This is a genomic window from Caulobacter sp. GW821-FHT09A05 (genome assembly GCF_059418465.1).
Window position 1 is genome coordinate 25,599 of sequence record NZ_JBWKPX010000011.1, and the last position, 14,805, is coordinate 40,403.

General features: G+C 69.7%; 11 protein-coding genes. 7 read left to right on the top strand and 4 right to left on the bottom strand.

Annotated elements, in window-relative coordinates; all coding sequences use genetic code 11:
* Nucleotides 1-7: 7 nt before the first annotated feature.
* The gene (locus AC07NX_RS12300) at nucleotides 8-607 is read right to left on the bottom strand and encodes a TetR/AcrR family transcriptional regulator (protein WP_494642116.1); all 600 of its coding nucleotides are present in this window, start codon (nucleotides 605-607) and stop codon (nucleotides 8-10) included.
* 188 nt (nucleotides 608-795) lie between these two features.
* On the opposite strand from AC07NX_RS12300, the gene AC07NX_RS12305 reads away from it, so the two are divergent.
* Genes AC07NX_RS12305 through AC07NX_RS12315 form a run of 3 tightly spaced genes read left to right on the top strand, consistent with a single transcriptional unit; the run spans nucleotide 796 to nucleotide 6,596 of the window.
* Nucleotides 796-1,962 (top strand): efflux RND transporter periplasmic adaptor subunit, encoded by a 1,167-nt coding sequence (locus tag AC07NX_RS12305; protein WP_494642117.1) that lies wholly within the window; start codon nucleotides 796-798, stop codon nucleotides 1,960-1,962.
* 12 nt (nucleotides 1,963-1,974) lie between these two features.
* Nucleotides 1,975-5,169, top strand: coding sequence for an efflux RND transporter permease subunit (locus AC07NX_RS12310; protein WP_494642119.1), 3,195 nt, complete (start codon nucleotides 1,975-1,977; stop codon nucleotides 5,167-5,169).
* Between the two features lie 2 nt (nucleotides 5,170-5,171).
* A complete protein-coding gene (locus AC07NX_RS12315; protein WP_494642120.1) occupies nucleotides 5,172-6,596 on the top strand; it encodes an efflux transporter outer membrane subunit in 1,425 nt (474 codons plus the stop codon).
* Nucleotides 6,597-6,935: 339 nt separating this feature from the next.
* Here the strand turns inward: AC07NX_RS12315 and AC07NX_RS12320 are convergent, their stop codons facing one another.
* Nucleotides 6,936-7,439, bottom strand: coding sequence for a lipocalin-like domain-containing protein (locus tag AC07NX_RS12320; RefSeq protein WP_494642122.1), 504 nt, complete (start codon nucleotides 7,437-7,439; stop codon nucleotides 6,936-6,938).
* An 89-nt stretch (nucleotides 7,440-7,528) separates the two neighbouring features.
* On the opposite strand from AC07NX_RS12320, the gene AC07NX_RS12325 reads away from it, so the two are divergent.
* Nucleotides 7,529-8,104: a CGNR zinc finger domain-containing protein gene (locus tag AC07NX_RS12325; protein ID WP_494642124.1), complete on the top strand. Its 576-nt coding sequence runs from the start codon at nucleotides 7,529-7,531 to the stop codon at nucleotides 8,102-8,104.
* Nucleotides 8,105-8,253: 149 nt separating this feature from the next.
* Here AC07NX_RS12325 and AC07NX_RS12330 read toward each other — a convergent pair whose 3' ends face one another.
* Nucleotides 8,254-8,721, bottom strand: coding sequence for an Lrp/AsnC ligand binding domain-containing protein (locus AC07NX_RS12330; protein ID WP_132091128.1), 468 nt, complete (start codon nucleotides 8,719-8,721; stop codon nucleotides 8,254-8,256).
* Between the two features lie 602 nt (nucleotides 8,722-9,323).
* On the opposite strand from AC07NX_RS12330, the gene putA reads away from it, so the two are divergent.
* Nucleotides 9,324-12,416, top strand: a complete 3,093-nt coding sequence (putA, locus tag AC07NX_RS12335) for a bifunctional proline dehydrogenase/L-glutamate gamma-semialdehyde dehydrogenase PutA (protein ID WP_494642126.1) — start codon at nucleotides 9,324-9,326, stop codon at nucleotides 12,414-12,416.
* Nucleotides 12,417-12,582: 166 nt separating this feature from the next.
* On the opposite strand, the gene AC07NX_RS12340 is transcribed toward putA, so the two are convergent.
* Nucleotides 12,583-13,254, bottom strand: a complete 672-nt coding sequence (locus AC07NX_RS12340) for a glutathione S-transferase family protein (RefSeq protein ID WP_494642128.1) — start codon at nucleotides 13,252-13,254, stop codon at nucleotides 12,583-12,585.
* Here AC07NX_RS12340 and AC07NX_RS12345 point away from each other — a divergent pair.
* On the top strand, nucleotides 13,253-13,408 hold the full coding sequence (locus AC07NX_RS12345; RefSeq protein WP_494642129.1) for a hypothetical protein: 156 nt from the start codon (nucleotides 13,253-13,255) through the stop codon (nucleotides 13,406-13,408). The two genes, AC07NX_RS12340 and AC07NX_RS12345, sit on opposite strands and share 2 nt — an antisense overlap.
* Before the next feature lie 59 nt (nucleotides 13,409-13,467).
* Entirely contained in the window at nucleotides 13,468-14,799 is a 1,332-nt protein-coding gene (locus tag AC07NX_RS12350) for a glycoside hydrolase 5 family protein (RefSeq protein ID WP_494642130.1), read from the top strand.
* The last annotated feature ends 6 nt before the right edge of the window (nucleotides 14,800-14,805 follow it).

Genomic DNA, 14,805 nt, shown 5'->3' on the forward strand with positions numbered 1-14,805 from the left:
CGTGGCCCTAGCCCAGCAGTTGCCGGACCGTCTCGCGCAGGACGCGGGTCAGGGACTCGCGGTCGGTGTCGGGGTGATTGACCGCGCGGATGATCATGCCGTCGAACAGCAGGCCCACGACCTCGCAGCGCGCCTGGAACTCGGCGTCGGTCCATTCGGGCCTGCGGCCGCGATCCAGCATGGCCTGGGCGTAGACCCGCTCCTGCTCGTCGGCGGCCCGCAGGATCGCGGCGACCTTCGGATTGCGGCTGGCTTCGGCCAGGACCTCCAGGGTCAGGGCCGCGCGGCCCAGGTCGAAGCACTTGCCGACGGCCTCGGGCAGGTGCTCGACCAGGGCGTCGACCAGGTCGCCCGGCCGGCTTTCCATCTCGGCGAACTTCTCGCGCATCTCGGCCAGGTCCTGGGCGACGATGGCGGCGATGATCGCCTCCTTGTTCTCGAAGTAGCGGTAGATCTGGCCCACGCTCAGGCCGGCGGCCTTGGCGATCTCGGCCATGCTGGCGCCATGGAACCCCGCCTGGCGCACGCAGTCGCATGCGGCGTCCAGGATCTGCTGCCGCCGCGCCTCGGGCGTCGGCCGCAGCGTGGTGTTGGCGTCGTCGTTCATCGAAAGCATCGCTTCCCAATTAAATTTCCGTCACGTCAAGCTGGACGGAACCCCCGAGGTTGACTTGCGACAACCTCGGACCTATGTCCAGCCCCGTTGAGAATGAACGTTCATTCTCATGTTGGTCACCAACGGGGCGTCGTCAAGGCTGAAAGCCTGCGACGCCCTGTCGCTCCTGGGGTTTCTGCATGTCTTTCGACCGTTCTCGCGCCGTCCTTTCGGCGGCTTCCCTGACGGCCATCGCCTTAACCCTGGCGGCCTGCGGCCAAGGCAAGGGCGGCCCCGGCGGCATGGGCCCCGGCGGCCCGACGCCGGTCGGCGTCGTCGTCGCCAAGACCGAGCCGGTCACCCTGACCAGCGAACTGACCGGCCGCACCTCGGCCTATCTGGTCTCGGAAGTGCGCCCGCAGGTCGGCGGCATCATCAAGGCCCGCCTGTTCCAGGAAGGCGGCTATGTCCGCGCCGGCCAGCCGCTCTACCAGATCGACCCGGCCACCTTCCAGGCCGCCTACAACAGCGCCGCCGCCGGCCTGGCCCAGGCCCAGGCGACCGCCACGGCCGCCAAGCTGAAGGCCGACCGCTACAAGGAGCTGGTCGCCATCAACGCCGTCTCCAAGCAGGACAACGACGACGCCCAGGCCGCCAGCCTGCAGGCCATCGCCAACGTCGCCGCCCAGAAGGCCGCCGTGGACAACGCCCGCATCAACCTGGGCTGGACCAAGGTCGTCTCGCCGATCTCGGGCCGCATCGGCAAGAGCTCGGTCACCCCCGGCGCCCTGGTCACCGCCAGCCAGGCCACCGCCCTGGCCACGGTGCAGGACCTATCCAGGATCTATGTCGACCTGACCCAGTCCTCGGCCGAGATGCTGAAGCTGCAGGCGGCGCTGAACAGCGGCCAGCTGGGCCGCAGCGGCTCGGCCCAGGTGACGCTGAAGCTCGAGGATGGTTCGACCTACCCGATCCCCGGCCGCCTGGAGTTCTCGGACGTCACCGTCGACCCGACCACCGGCTCGGTCGGCCTGCGCGCCACCTTCGACAACCCCAACGGCGTGCTGCTGCCCGGCATGTACGTCCGCGCCGTGCTCGGCAAGGGCGTGGCCAGCGACGGCATGCTGATCCCGCAGGCGGCCGTCAGCCGCGACCCCAAGGGCAACGCCACCGTGATGGTGGTCGGCGCCAAGGGCGCGGCCGAACCCCGCCAGATCGTCGCCACCCAGACGGTGGGCGACAAGTGGCTGGTGGCCTCGGGCCTGAAGCCCGGCGAGCAGGTCATCGTCGAGGGCCTGCAGAAGGTCCGTCCCGGCGCCCCGGTGAAGCCGGCCGTCATCACCGCCTCCGCCCCCGCTGCTCAGTAAGGCCGGCCCCCCATGCTTTCCCGTTTCTTCATCGACCGGCCGATCTTCGCTTGGGTCGTCGCGATCGTCATCATGCTGGCGGGGGCCCTGGCCATCCGCGGCCTGCCGATCGCCCAGTATCCCGACATCGCCCTGCCCCAGGTGTCGGTCAACGCCATCTATCCCGGCGCCTCGGCCAAGACCGTCGAGGACAGCGTCACCCAGGTCATCGAACAGAAGATGAAGGGCCTCGACGGCCTGGACTACATGTCGTCGACCAGCGACAGCTCGGGCTCGGCCACCACCACCCTGACCTTCAAGGCCGGCACCAACATCGACATCGCCCAGGTGCAGGTGCAGAACAAGCTGCAGACGGCCACCGCGCTCCTGCCGCAGGAAGTGCAGCAGCAGGGCCTGACCGTGGCCAAGTCGGCCCGCAACTTCCTGCTGATCGTCGGCATGTATTCCGAGGATCCGAAGACCACCAACACCGACCTGGCCGACTACATCGCCAGCAACCTGCAGGATCCGCTGAGCCGCGTCGACGGCGTGGGCGAGGTCCAGCTGTTCGGCGCGCAGTACGCCATGCGCATCTGGCTGGATCCCAACAAACTGACCAGCTACAGCCTGACGCCCGCCGACGTGATCGCCGCCATCCGGGCCCAGAACGCCCAGGTCTCGGCCGGCCAGCTGGGCGGCGTGCCCAACCTGCCGGGCACCGCCCTGAACGCCACGATCACGGCCCAGTCGCGCCTCTCCACCCCGGCCGAGTTCCAGGAGATCATCGTCAAGAACAGCCCCGGCGGCGCCATCGTGCACCTGCGCGACGTGGCCCGGGTCGAGCTGGGCGCGGAAAGCTACGGCTTCGGCGCCAAGTACAACGGCAAGCCCGCCGCCGGCCTGGCCATCCGCCTGGCCCCCGGCGCCAACGCGCTGAACACCGCCGACGCCGTCAAGGCGCGGGTCGAGCAGCTGTCCAGGACCTTCCCGGCCAGCTACCGCTACGTGGTCCCCTACGACTCGACGCCGTTCGTGAAGCTGTCGATCGAGGAGGTGATCAAGACCCTGATCGAAGCCATCGTGCTGGTCTTCATCGTCATGTTCCTGTTCCTGCAGAACTGGCGCGCGACCCTGATCCCGACCATCGCCGTGCCGGTCGTCCTGCTGGGCACCTTCGGCGTGCTGGCCGCCTTCGGCTACTCGATCAACACCCTGACCATGTTCGGCCTGGTGCTGGCCATCGGTCTGCTGGTCGATGACGCCATCGTCGTGGTCGAGAACGTCGAGCGAGTGATGAGCGAGGAAGGGCTCAGTCCCGTCGAGGCCACCCGCAAGTCGATGAACGAGATCACCGGCGCCCTGATCGGCATCGCGCTGGTCCTGGCCGCGGTGTTCGTGCCCATGGCCTTCTTCGGCGGCTCCCAGGGCGTGATCTACCGCCAGTTCTCGATCACCATCGTCTCGGCCATGGCCCTGTCGGTGCTGGTCGCCCTGATCCTGACGCCGGCCCTGTGCGCCACCCTGCTCAAGCCGGTGACCCATGGCGAGGGGCATGTCCTCAAGACCGACCACGAGGGCCCCCTGGGCTTCGTGGTGAACCTCGCCAACCGCTTCTTCAACTGGTTCAACCGCAACTTCAACGACGTCAGCCGCCGCTATCAGGGCGGGGTCCGCGGCCTGCTGGGCAAGAGCGGCCGCTGGATGCTGGCCTATGGCGTGATCATCCTGGTGATGGGCTTCCTGTTCATCCGCCTGCCCAGCGCCTTCCTGCCCGAGGAAGACCAGGGCACGATGTTCACCCTGGTCCAGCTGCCGCCCGGCGCGCCGGAAGAGCGGACCCAGGCCGTGCTCGACCAGGTGCGCAACCACTTCCTGGTCGACGAGAAGGAGTCGGTGCAGGCGGTGTTCACCGTCGCCGGCTTCAGCTTCGCCGGCGCCGGCCAGAACGCCGGCCTGGCCTTCATCCGCCTGCGGGACTTCGACGAGCGCAAGGCCGCCAACCTCAAGGCTCCGGCCGTCGCTGGCCGGGCCATGGGCAAGTTCATGCAGATCCGCGACGCCATGGTCTTCGCGGTCGTGCCGCCGGCCGTGCCGGAGCTGGGCACCTCGTCGGGCTTCGACTTCCAGCTGCAGGACATCGGCGGCGTCGGCCACGACGCCCTGATCGCCGCGCGCAACCAGGTGCTGGGCATGGCCGCCCAGGATCCCACCCTGGCCGGCGTGCGGCCCAACGGCCAGGACGACACCCCGCAGCTGAAGATCGATATCGACCAGGCCAAGGCCGGGGCGATGGGCCTGACCACGGCCGACATCAACGCCGCGCTCAGCGCCGCGTGGGGCGGCTCCTACGTCAACGACTTCATCGACCGCGGCCGGATCAAGAAGGTCTATGTCCAGGCCGACGCCCCCTTCCGCATGCGTCCGGAAGACCTGGACAACTGGTACGTCCGCACCAGCACCGGCACGATGGCGCCGTTCTCGTCCTTCGCCACCAGCCACTGGATCTACGGTTCGCCGCGTCTCGAGCGCTATAACGGCCTGTCGTCGGTCAACATCCAGGGCGCGCCCGCCCCGGGCAAGAGCTCGGGCCAGGCCATGGCCGCCATGGAGAAGATCGCCGCCCAGCTGCCGCCAGGCATCAGCTTCGAATGGACCGGCCTGTCGGCCCAGGAACGCGAGTCCGGCAACCAGGCCCCGGCCCTGTACGGCATCTCGATCCTGGTGGTGTTCCTGCTGCTGGCGGCGCTCTACGAGAGCTGGTCGATCCCGCTGTCGGTGATCATGGTCATTCCGCTGGGCATCGTCGGCGCCCTGCTGGCCACCACCCTGCGCGGCCTCAGCAACGACATCTACTTCCAGGTGGGCCTGCTGACGACCATGGGCCTGGCGTCCAAGAACGCCATCCTGATCGTCGAGTTCGCCAAGGACCTTCACGAGAAGGGCATGGACCTGATCGAGGCCACGGTGGAGGCGGTCCGCATCCGTCTGCGCCCGATCATCATGACCTCGCTGGCCTTCGTCTTCGGCGTGCTGCCGCTGGCGATCTCCAACGGGGCCGGATCCGGAAGCCAGCACGCGATCGGCACCGGCGTGATCGGCGGCATGATCTCGGCCACCCTGCTGGCGATCTTCTTCGTCCCGCTGTTCTTCGTGATCGTCGAGCGGATCTTCAAACCCAAGCCGCGTCGCCACGACGAGGCCGTCACGACTCCGGCCGAGAGCCACTAAAGATGCTTGTTCGCAACCTGACCCTGACCCTGCTGGCCGCCACGGCCCTGAGCGCCTGCACCCTGGCGCCCAAGACCGTGCGCCCGGCCCTGGCGGTCGACAACGCCTGGCCGATCGCCCAAGCCAACACGGGGGGGGCCAACGGCTCGGCGACCACCGCCGCCGACCTGGCCTGGCGCGACGTGTTCATCGATCCGCGCCTGCAAGGGGTGATCGACCTGGCGCTGAGCAACAACCGCGACCTGCGGGTGGCCGTGCTCAACATCGAGAAGGCCCGCGCCCAGTATCGGATCCAGCGCGCGGCCCTGCTGCCGGGCGTCGACGCCACGGCGACCGGGACGCGGAGCCAGAGCACCGAAGCCCAGTCCGCTCTCCAGGGGGGCGATCGCACCACCACGACCTACACGGCCGGGGTCGGCGTCACCGCCTGGGAGCTGGACCTGTTCGGCCGGGTCCGCAGCCTCAAGGACGCGGCCCTGCAGAGCTACCTGGCCACCCGCGAGACCAGCCGCTCGGTGCAGATCAGCCTGATCGCCCAGACGGCCAACAGCTGGCTGGCCCTGGCCGCCGACCAGGACCTGCTGGCCCTGGCCCAGGAGACCCTGCGCACGCGGGAAGAGTCGCTGAAGCTGACCCGGAGCCGGTTCGACGCCGGCGCGGCCAACCAGCTGGACCTGCGCCAGGCCGAGACCCTGACCGAAACCGCCCGCTCGGACGTGGCGACCTATGTCGCCCAGGTCGAGCAGGACAGGAACGCCCTGCGGCTGGTGGTCGGCGCCGACGTGCCGGCCGACCTGCTGCCGGCCGGCGGCCTGGTCACCGCCCAGATCCTGCCGGACCTGCCCGCCGGAATCCCGTCCGACGTGCTGACCCGCCGGCCCGACGTGCTGGCCGCCGAGCATGACCTGGCCGGCGCCAACGCCAATATCGGCGCGGCCCGGGCGGCCTTCTTCCCGAGCATCAGCCTGACCGCCTCGACCGGCGTCGCCAGCAACGCGCTGAGCAGCCTGTTCGACAGCGGCAACGGGACCTGGAGCTTCGCCCCGCGCATCAGCCTGCCGATCTTCGCCGGCGGGGCCAATGTCGCCAATCTCGACAGCGCCAAGGCCAGCCGCGACATCGCCGTGGCCAGTTACGAGAAGGCGGTGCAGACCGCGTTCCGCGAGGTCTCCGACGGCCTGGCCGTGCAGTCGACGATTCAGGACCGGGTGGGCTCGCAGGAGCGCCTGGTCGCCGCCGCCAACGACTCGGTCCGCCTGTCGCGGGCCCGGTACGGCGCGGGGATCGACAGCTCCCTGACCCTGCTGGACGCCCAGCGGACGCTCTACACCGCCCAGCAGGGCCTGATCGGGGCCCGCCTGGCCCGGGCCACCAACCTGGCCACGCTGTACAAGTCGCTCGGCGGCGGGGCTCCCCCAAGCCGCTGAGCCACATAGATCCCCCGACCCCAGCGGGGGAGTGCTAGCGGCGTCGCCCCCCGACGCCGTCAAGCCGGAAGGGGCGCGCTCCCCCCAGATCCCGCGCGCCCCTTCCAACCTTGCCTGGGCGCCCTCCAAGCTCGTCATCACCGACTTGTCCGGAGGCTGGGCTGTCGCATATGCGCAAATAACTGTCATCCCGGACGAGCGCGCAGCGCGAAGATCCGGGACCGGCGCGTGAACGCCGGCGCTTCCGGCGATCCCGGATCTGCGCTTCGCTTGTCCGGGATGACAGTTATTGGGGGCGAGAATCCATAGGCGTTGGCGTCGGCATTAGAGCGCCGCCTCTCACCGCTCGCGCCGCCACTCCGAGATGGGGATCGAGCCGTCGGGGCGCGGCGTCGGCGCCTGGTAGCTGAGGCTGTCGGCGGTCAGGACGTATTTGCGCCGCTGCTCGGTCCCCTCCCAGTTGGGGAACGACGCCCCCTCGATCCGGAAGACCAGCACGTGGGCGGCCGTATCGACGGCCACGGTCCCGTAGTGGGTGGAAGACCCCATCGCCGCGCTGGCGAACTCCTCCGGCGTGGCCGTCGCCTTGTCGCCCGAGGCGACGCGCAGGCGCTCGCCGTTGAAGATCTGCAGGCTGTACCGCCCCTGGGCGTCGATGATCAGCCGTCCCTTCGGATGCTGGCCGTAGTCGCGGCCGCGCGAGCCGTCCGGCGCCAGGCGGTCGGCCGCCGTCAGGGTCCAGGTTCCCGCCAGCGAGGGCTCGGCCGCCGTCGCGGCGGTGGCCAGCAGCATGGTCGCCAGCGCCAGGCCCGCGCCCAGACGTCGCCCGTGGATCAGGTTCATGTCGCCTCCAGATCATAACCTGTTTATCAGGTTAGCTTGCCGATCCTTCGCGAAACACCATAACCTGTCAATCCGGTTTGGAGCGTGCGATGGCGACGGCGAAGGCGGAGATCCGCGACGGCTTCAAGTTTCGCGGCGGCAGTCCGGCCCTGGACCTGGCGGCCACGGTCACCAGCCGGCTGGGCGCCGCGCCGCGCGACCTGCTGGCCACGCCCGCCGACCTCGACCGCTGGCTGGTGGCGGCCGAACTGGCCCGGGTCCCGCCGGGCTCCACCGAGGGCAACCTCGTCCAGGCCCGGTCGCTGCGCGAGGCGCTCTATCGCCTGGCCCTGTCGCGCGCCCAGGGCGCCGCCCTGCCCGAGGCCGACCGCGACCTGCTCAACGGCTACGCCGCCCTGCCCGCCGCCCCGCCGCAGCTGGACGCCGACGGCCGCGCCCGCCTGTCCGGCGACGTCCGCGGCCTGCTGGCCGAACTGGCCCGCGAGGGCGTGTCGCTGCTGGGCGGCGACTTTTCCGACCGCATCCGCCAGTGCGAAGGCCCGCCCTGCGCGGTGCTGTTCGTCGACACCTCGCGCAAGGGCGACCGCCGCTGGTGCTCGATGAGCGCGTGCGGCAACAAGGCCAAGGCGGCCGGGTGGCGGAAGCGCGAGAAGGGCGCGGACTAATTTGAACCCGCTCATCCCGGCGAATGCCGGGACCCAGATCCCTTAGCGGTGCGTCGGGTTGGATGTGCTCTGAGCTTGAGGAACCCACTCCAAAGCCATTCCATCTGGGTCCCGGCATTCGCCGGGATGAGCGGAATCGCAGTGTTGTCTCACAGCGGCAGCTGCACCGTGCTCTTGACCTCTTCCAGCACCGCGTAGGTCCGCGTCTCGCGCACGCCCGGCATCTTGACGAGGATGTCGCCCAGGAAGCCGCGATAGGCCTCCATGTCCCGCACCCGGGCCTTGATCAGGTAGTCGAAGCCGCCGGCCACCATGTGGCATTCCAGGATCTCGGGCGCGCGGCGTACCGCCAGGGCGAAGTCGTCGAACACGTCGCCGGTCGTGCGGTCCAGCACCACCTCGACGAAGATCAGCAGGGCGCGGTCGACCTTGGCCGGGTCGAGCAGCGCCGCGTAGCCGGTGATGAAGCCCCGCTCGCGCAGCCGCCGCACCCGGTCGAAGGTGGCGGCCGGCGACAGGTTGCAGCGCTTGGCCAGCTCGGCGTTGGTGATGCGGCCGTCGGCCTGCAGAACCCGCAAAAGCCGGCGATCGGTGTCGTCCAGAGCAGACATCGCCATTTCCCCTTTTGACCGAAGATAGTTCGGAATTTCATATCAACAAACAAAGCACCTTCGCCATAGTCAGGCCTATACCCTCGATCGTCCTAGCGAGCTTGGTCGCCACTCCCCCCCGGTGGCCCGGCGATCCAGGACCGCCTCCGCCACTCCCCCCGGCGGAGCGCAGACATGGCGCTCTCTCCCCCGTTGGCGCCGTGTGAGAGCGGAAGGGACGCGCGACCTCCCCCCGTATCGCGTCCCTTCCCACCTCTCCCCTTTTCCAATCATTGTCCGATTTGACGTTGACGCTCAGTGCGTGGCCCTCGTCCTTCGACAAGCTCAGGATGAGGACCATTTACAGGCCTGAGCGATTTACAGGCCCGAGCGGCAGAAAAACCTCATCCTGAGCTTGTCGAAGGACGAGGTTTTCGTCTCAGACTCTGATGTCGATGGATACCGGCCTATCCGCTTCAGCGTGTTTAGCGACAAGCCGACGTGGCCGTGGAGCGAATAACGAAATCCGGCGGCTTCACCGACGATCGTACAGTCCAACCTCAAAACAAACGAAGCACCTTCGAACAAGGCGGCGATATAGCGATGATATACCAATAGCTGAGGCGACCATGACCGATTGGGATTCCCTGGACGACGGCAAGTATCGTGACGAGGCGGCGGTGATCGCCGACCTGCTGGCCGCCCAGCCCCTGGGCCGCGAGGACCGCGCCGCCGTCCGCGCCGAGGCCGAGGCCCTGGTCCGCGGCGCCCGCCGCAGCGTCCGCAAGCAGGGCGTGGTCGAAAGCTTCCTGCAGGAGTTCAGCCTCGGCACCCGCGAGGGCCTGGCCCTGATGTGCCTGGCCGAGGCCCTGCTGCGCACGCCCGACGACGACACCCGCGACAAGCTGATCGCCGAGAAGATCGGCTCGGCCGACTGGGCCAGCCACCTGGGCGGCAGCGACAGCCTGTTCGTCAACGCCTCGACCTGGGGCCTGATGCTGACCGGCAAGATCGTCGAGCCCGACGACCAGGCCCAGCGGGACTTGCCGGCGTTTATCAAAAAGATCGCCGGCCGCCTGGGCGAGCCCGTGATCCGCGCCGCCGTCGGCCAGGCCATCCGCATCATGGGCGAGCAGTTCGTGCTGGGCCGCACCATCGAGGCGGCCATCAAGCGCGCCGCCAACGACGGCGACATCTGCAGCTTCGACATGCTGGGCGAAGGCGCCCGCACCGCCGCCGACGCCGCGCGCTACGAGAAGTCCTATGCCGACGCCATCGAGACGGTCGGCAAGCTGTCGAACAGGGCCGGCCCCGAAGCCGGCCACGGCGTGTCGGTCAAGCTGTCGGCCCTGACGCCGCGCTACGAGGCCACGCAAGAGGCTCGCGTCTGGAACGAGCTCTATCCGCGCGTCCTGCGCCTGGCCCTGATCGCCGCCAAGTACGACATCAATTTCACCATCGACGCCGAGGAGGCCGACCGCCTGGCCCTGTCGCTGAAGCTGCTGGACCGCCTGTGCCGCGAGCCCGAGCTGGGCGACTGGACGGGCCTGGGCCTGGCCGTCCAGGCCTATCAGAAGCGCTGCCCCGAGGTGATCAAGCGCCTGACGGCCCTGTCGCAGGAAACCGGCCGCCGCCTGATGGTCCGCCTGGTGAAGGGCGCCTACTGGGACAGCGAGATCAAGCGCGCCCAGGTCGCCGGCCGGCCGGACTATCCGGTCTATACCACCAAGCCGGCCACCGACCTGTCGTACCTGGTCTGCGCCAAAGCCCTGATCGACGCGGCCCCGCACCTCTACGCCCAGTTCGCCACCCACAACGCCCACACCCTGGCCGCCGTGGTGCGGATGTCGAAGACCGCCGGCGTCAGGATCGAGCACCAGCGCCTGCACGGCATGGGCGAGGCGCTCTACAAGGCCGCCGACGACCTCTATGACGGCGTGACCCTGCGGGCCTATGCCCCGGTCGGCGGCCACGAGGACCTCCTGCCCTACCTGGTCCGCCGCCTGCTGGAGAACGGCGCCAACACCTCGTTCGTCCACGCCCTGCTGGACGAGCGGGTGCCGGTCGAGAAGGTGGTGGTCGACCCCGTCACGGCGGTGGAGGCCCATCCCGACCGCCACGCCAAGATCCCGACGCCGGTCGACGTCTATGGCCCGCGCCGCCGCAACAGCGCGGGCCTGGACCTGTCGGTCAAGGCCGACCGCGACCGCCTGGCCGCCCACCTGGCCGAGCTGGACAGGCTGACCCTGTCGGCCGGCCCGCTGGTCGGCGGCAAGCTGACGGTCGGCGCCCCGCCGATGCCAGTGCAGAGCCCAGCCGACCACGAGCGTGTCGTCGGGGTGGTCTCCGAAGCCCAGCCGGCGCAGATCGACCAGGCCTTCCGCCTGGCCCGCGCCGCCCAGCCGGCCTGGGACCAGGCCGGCGGTCCGGCCCGCGCCGAGGTGCTGCGCGCCATGGCCGACGCCCTGGAGGCCAATCTCGAGCGCCTGTGCGCCCTCCTCTCGCGCGAGGCCGGCAAGACCCTGCCCGACGCCATCGCCGAGGTGCGCGAGGCCGTCGACTTCTGCCGCTACTACGCCAAGCTGGCCGAAGACCAGTTCGGCTTGGCCGGCGAGGTCCTGACCGGGCCGGTCGGCGAGACCAACAGCCTGCGCCTGGCGGGCCGCGGCGTCTTCGTCTGCATCAGTCCGTGGAACTTCCCGCTGGCCATCTTCACCGGCCAGGTCGCCGCCGCCCTGGCGGCCGGCAACGCGGTGCTGGCCAAGCCGGCCGAGCAGACCCCGCTGATCGCCATGGAGGCCGTGAAGCTCTATCACGCCGCGGGCCTGGACCATCGCCTGCTGGCCCTGCTGCCGGGGCGCGGCGAGACGGTCGGCGCGGCCCTGACCGCCCACGAGGGCCTGGACGGCGTGGCCTTCACCGGCGGCACCGACACCGCCTGGCGAATCAACCAGACCCTGGCCCAGCGCCAGGGTCCGATCGTCCCGTTCATCGCCGAGACCGGCGGGCTGAACGGCATGTTCGTCGACACCACCGCCCAGCGCGAGCAGGTGATCGACGACGTGATCCTGTCGGCCTTCGGCAGCGCCGGCCAGCGCTGCTCGGCCCTGCGCCTGCTGTTCCTGCCGGAAGACACCGCCGACCACATCATCGAGGGCCTGAAGGGCGCGATGGACGCTCTGGTCATCGGCGACCCGGCCCTGGCCGTCACCGACGTCGGCCCGGTGATCGACGCCGAGGCCAAGGCGGCGCTGGACCAGCACCTGGCGCGCCTGAACCGCGAGGCCAAGGTGCTGCACGCCCTGCCCGCGCCGGAAGCCGGGACCTTCTTCGCCCCGGTCCTGGCCGAGATTCCCGCCGCCGACTTCCTGGAGCGCGAGGTGTTCGGCCCGGTGCTGCACGTGGTGCGCTACCGGCCCGAGGATCTGGAGCAGGTCGCCGGCGCCCTGGCGGCCCGCCGCTACGGCCTGACCCTGGGCGTCCACTCGCGGATCGAGAGCTTCGCCGCCGACGTCCAGCGGCTGGTCCCGGCCGGCAACGCTTACGTCAACCGCTCGATGACCGGCGCCGTGGTCGGCGTCCAGCCGTTCGGCGGCGAGGGTCTGTCGGGCACCGGTCCCAAGGCCGGCGGCCCCCACGCCCTGCTGCGCTACGCGGTCGAGCGGGCGCTGAGCATCAACATCACCGCCCAGGGCGGCGACCCGTCGCTGCTGAATCTGTAAGGCCCTCGCTGAAGCGCGCTTAGTAAGTTGTCATCCCGGAAAGCGCGCAGCGCTTGTCCGGGACCCAGGTGAACCGCAAGGCCTTTACCCAGTCCCCTGGGTCCCGGACAGCCCCTGCGGGGCTTCCGGGATGACAACGAATTGGGGAGCGCGCGCCCGGCGCCCCCTACCCCGCCAGCGTCGCCTTGAAGACTTCCAGCTGGGCGGCGAAGGCGCGCTGGTAGGCCGGCCGGGCTTCGGCGCGGGCGACATAGGCGGCGAGGTTGGGATACTCGTCCAGCAGGCCCGACCCGCGCGTCCTCAGCAGCACCGAGGCCATCATCAGGTCGGCGGCGCTGAACGCGCCGTCCAGCCAGTCGGCGTCGCCGAGGCGGTCGGAGAGTTCGCCCAGCCGCGCGCGGATGCGGTCGTGGACCATGGCCAGGCGCGCCTCGTACCAGCTCTTGTCGCGCTCGGTGAACAGGACGAACTGCAGTTCGACGATCGACTGCTCGACCGTGCTGAGCGCGGCGAACATCCAGGTGATCGCCCGGGCCCGGGCGTCGGGGTCGTCCGGCAGCAGGCCCGCGCGGGTCTGGGCGATGTGGAGCACGATGCCCCCGGACTCGAACAGCACCAGGTCGCCTTCCTCGTAGGTCGGGATCTGGCCGAACGGATGCAGCGCCCGGTGGGCCGGCTGCTTCATCTCGGCGAATGTGACGAGGCGGACGTCGTAGGGCTGGCCGACTTCCTCGAGCGCCCAGCGCACGCGCATGTCGCGCGCCAGGCCCCGGCCGCGATCGGGCGAGGCCTTGAAGGCGGTGATGGTGGGCCTCATAGGCTGGGTCGCGCGGTTCATGGCGATGATCTCCCGATCGCTGGCTTCCCACCGAGGACGTGTCTTCCGCGACCTCTCCGACATGAGCCGTGATCTTTCTGCGCGCCGCAACCTGATCGGCGGCGCCATTCTTCAACGGGATAGGGACGGCTATTCTGAAAACAAATTTATTTAATGCCTTCCCCCAGGCCGCCCGCACCCTTTAGGTTGTCCCAAAACAACGGGGAGTGAACCATGCTGTCGAGACGCCACCTGCTGGCCGCCGGAACCGCCGCCCTGGCCGCCGGCGGCGCTCAAGCCGCGCCAGGCGCCGCCGCGCCCAGCACCTTCGTCACCGTCAAGGACGGCCGCCTCAGCCTGGGCGGCAAGCCCTATCGCTTCGTCGGGGCGAACCTGTGGTACGGGGCCTGGCTGGGCTCGCCGGGGCCATCCGGCGACCGCGCGCGGCTGGGCCGCGAGCTGGACCGGCTGAAGGCCCTGGGCGTCACCAACCTGCGCATCCTGGGCGCGGGCGAGACCTCGCCGGCCAAGGTGGCGATCTCCCCCACCTTCCGCGGCCCGGGCGAGGACTACGACCAGGACCTGCTCAAGGGCCTGGACGTGGCGCTGGCCGAGATGGCCAAGCGCGGCATGAAGGCGGTCATCTACGTCAACAACTTCTGGGACTGGTCGGGCGGCATGCCGGCCTATCTGCGCTGGACCGGCAATGGCGACTGGTTCCAGCAGGGCGACCCCGCCCACCCCTGGCCCGAGTTCGCCGACTATTCGGCCCGCTTCTATGGCGACGCCAAGGCCCAGGACCTGTTCCGCCGCTATCTGCGCGCTCTGGTCGGCCGGGTCAGCAGCGTGACCGGCAAACCCTATCGCGACGACCCGACCATCATGGCCTGGCAGCTGGCCAACGAGCCGCGGCCGGGCGGCAGCGAGGCCTTCGGGGTCGCCAACCTGCCGACCTACTACCGCTGGATCGCCGAGACCTCGGCCCTGATCAAGTCGCTGGACCCGCGCCACCTGGTCAGCACCGGCAGCGAGGGCGACATGGGCTGCCTGCAGCGCGAGGCCTGCGTGGTCGAGGCCCACAAGCCGGCCAGCATCGACTACCTGACCCTGCACGTCTGGCCCAACAACTGGGGCTGGATCGAGTTCAAGAACCAGCCGGCCACCTATGAAGCCGGCGAGGCCAAGTGCCGCGACTACGTGGCGCGCCACATCGCCATCGCCCGGAGCCTGAACAAGCCGCTGGTGATCGAGGAGTTCGGCCTGATCCGCGAGGATCGCGCCTTCACGCCCGGCGGCCCCACCACCCACCGCGACCGGTTCTACAGGACGATGTTCGGCCTGGTGGAAGCCGACATGAAGGCGGGCGGCCCGCTGGCCGGGACCAACTTCTGGGCCTGGAACGGCGAGGGCCGCGCCCAGCATCCCGATGCCTGGTTCAAGATGGGCGACCGCTCCTATGTCGGCGATCCGCCGCAGGAGGAGCAGGGCCTGTTCGGCGTGTTCGACACCGACGCCTCGACGCTGGACGTGGTGCGGGCGCATGCCAAGGCGGTGGCGGCGCTTTAACACCCT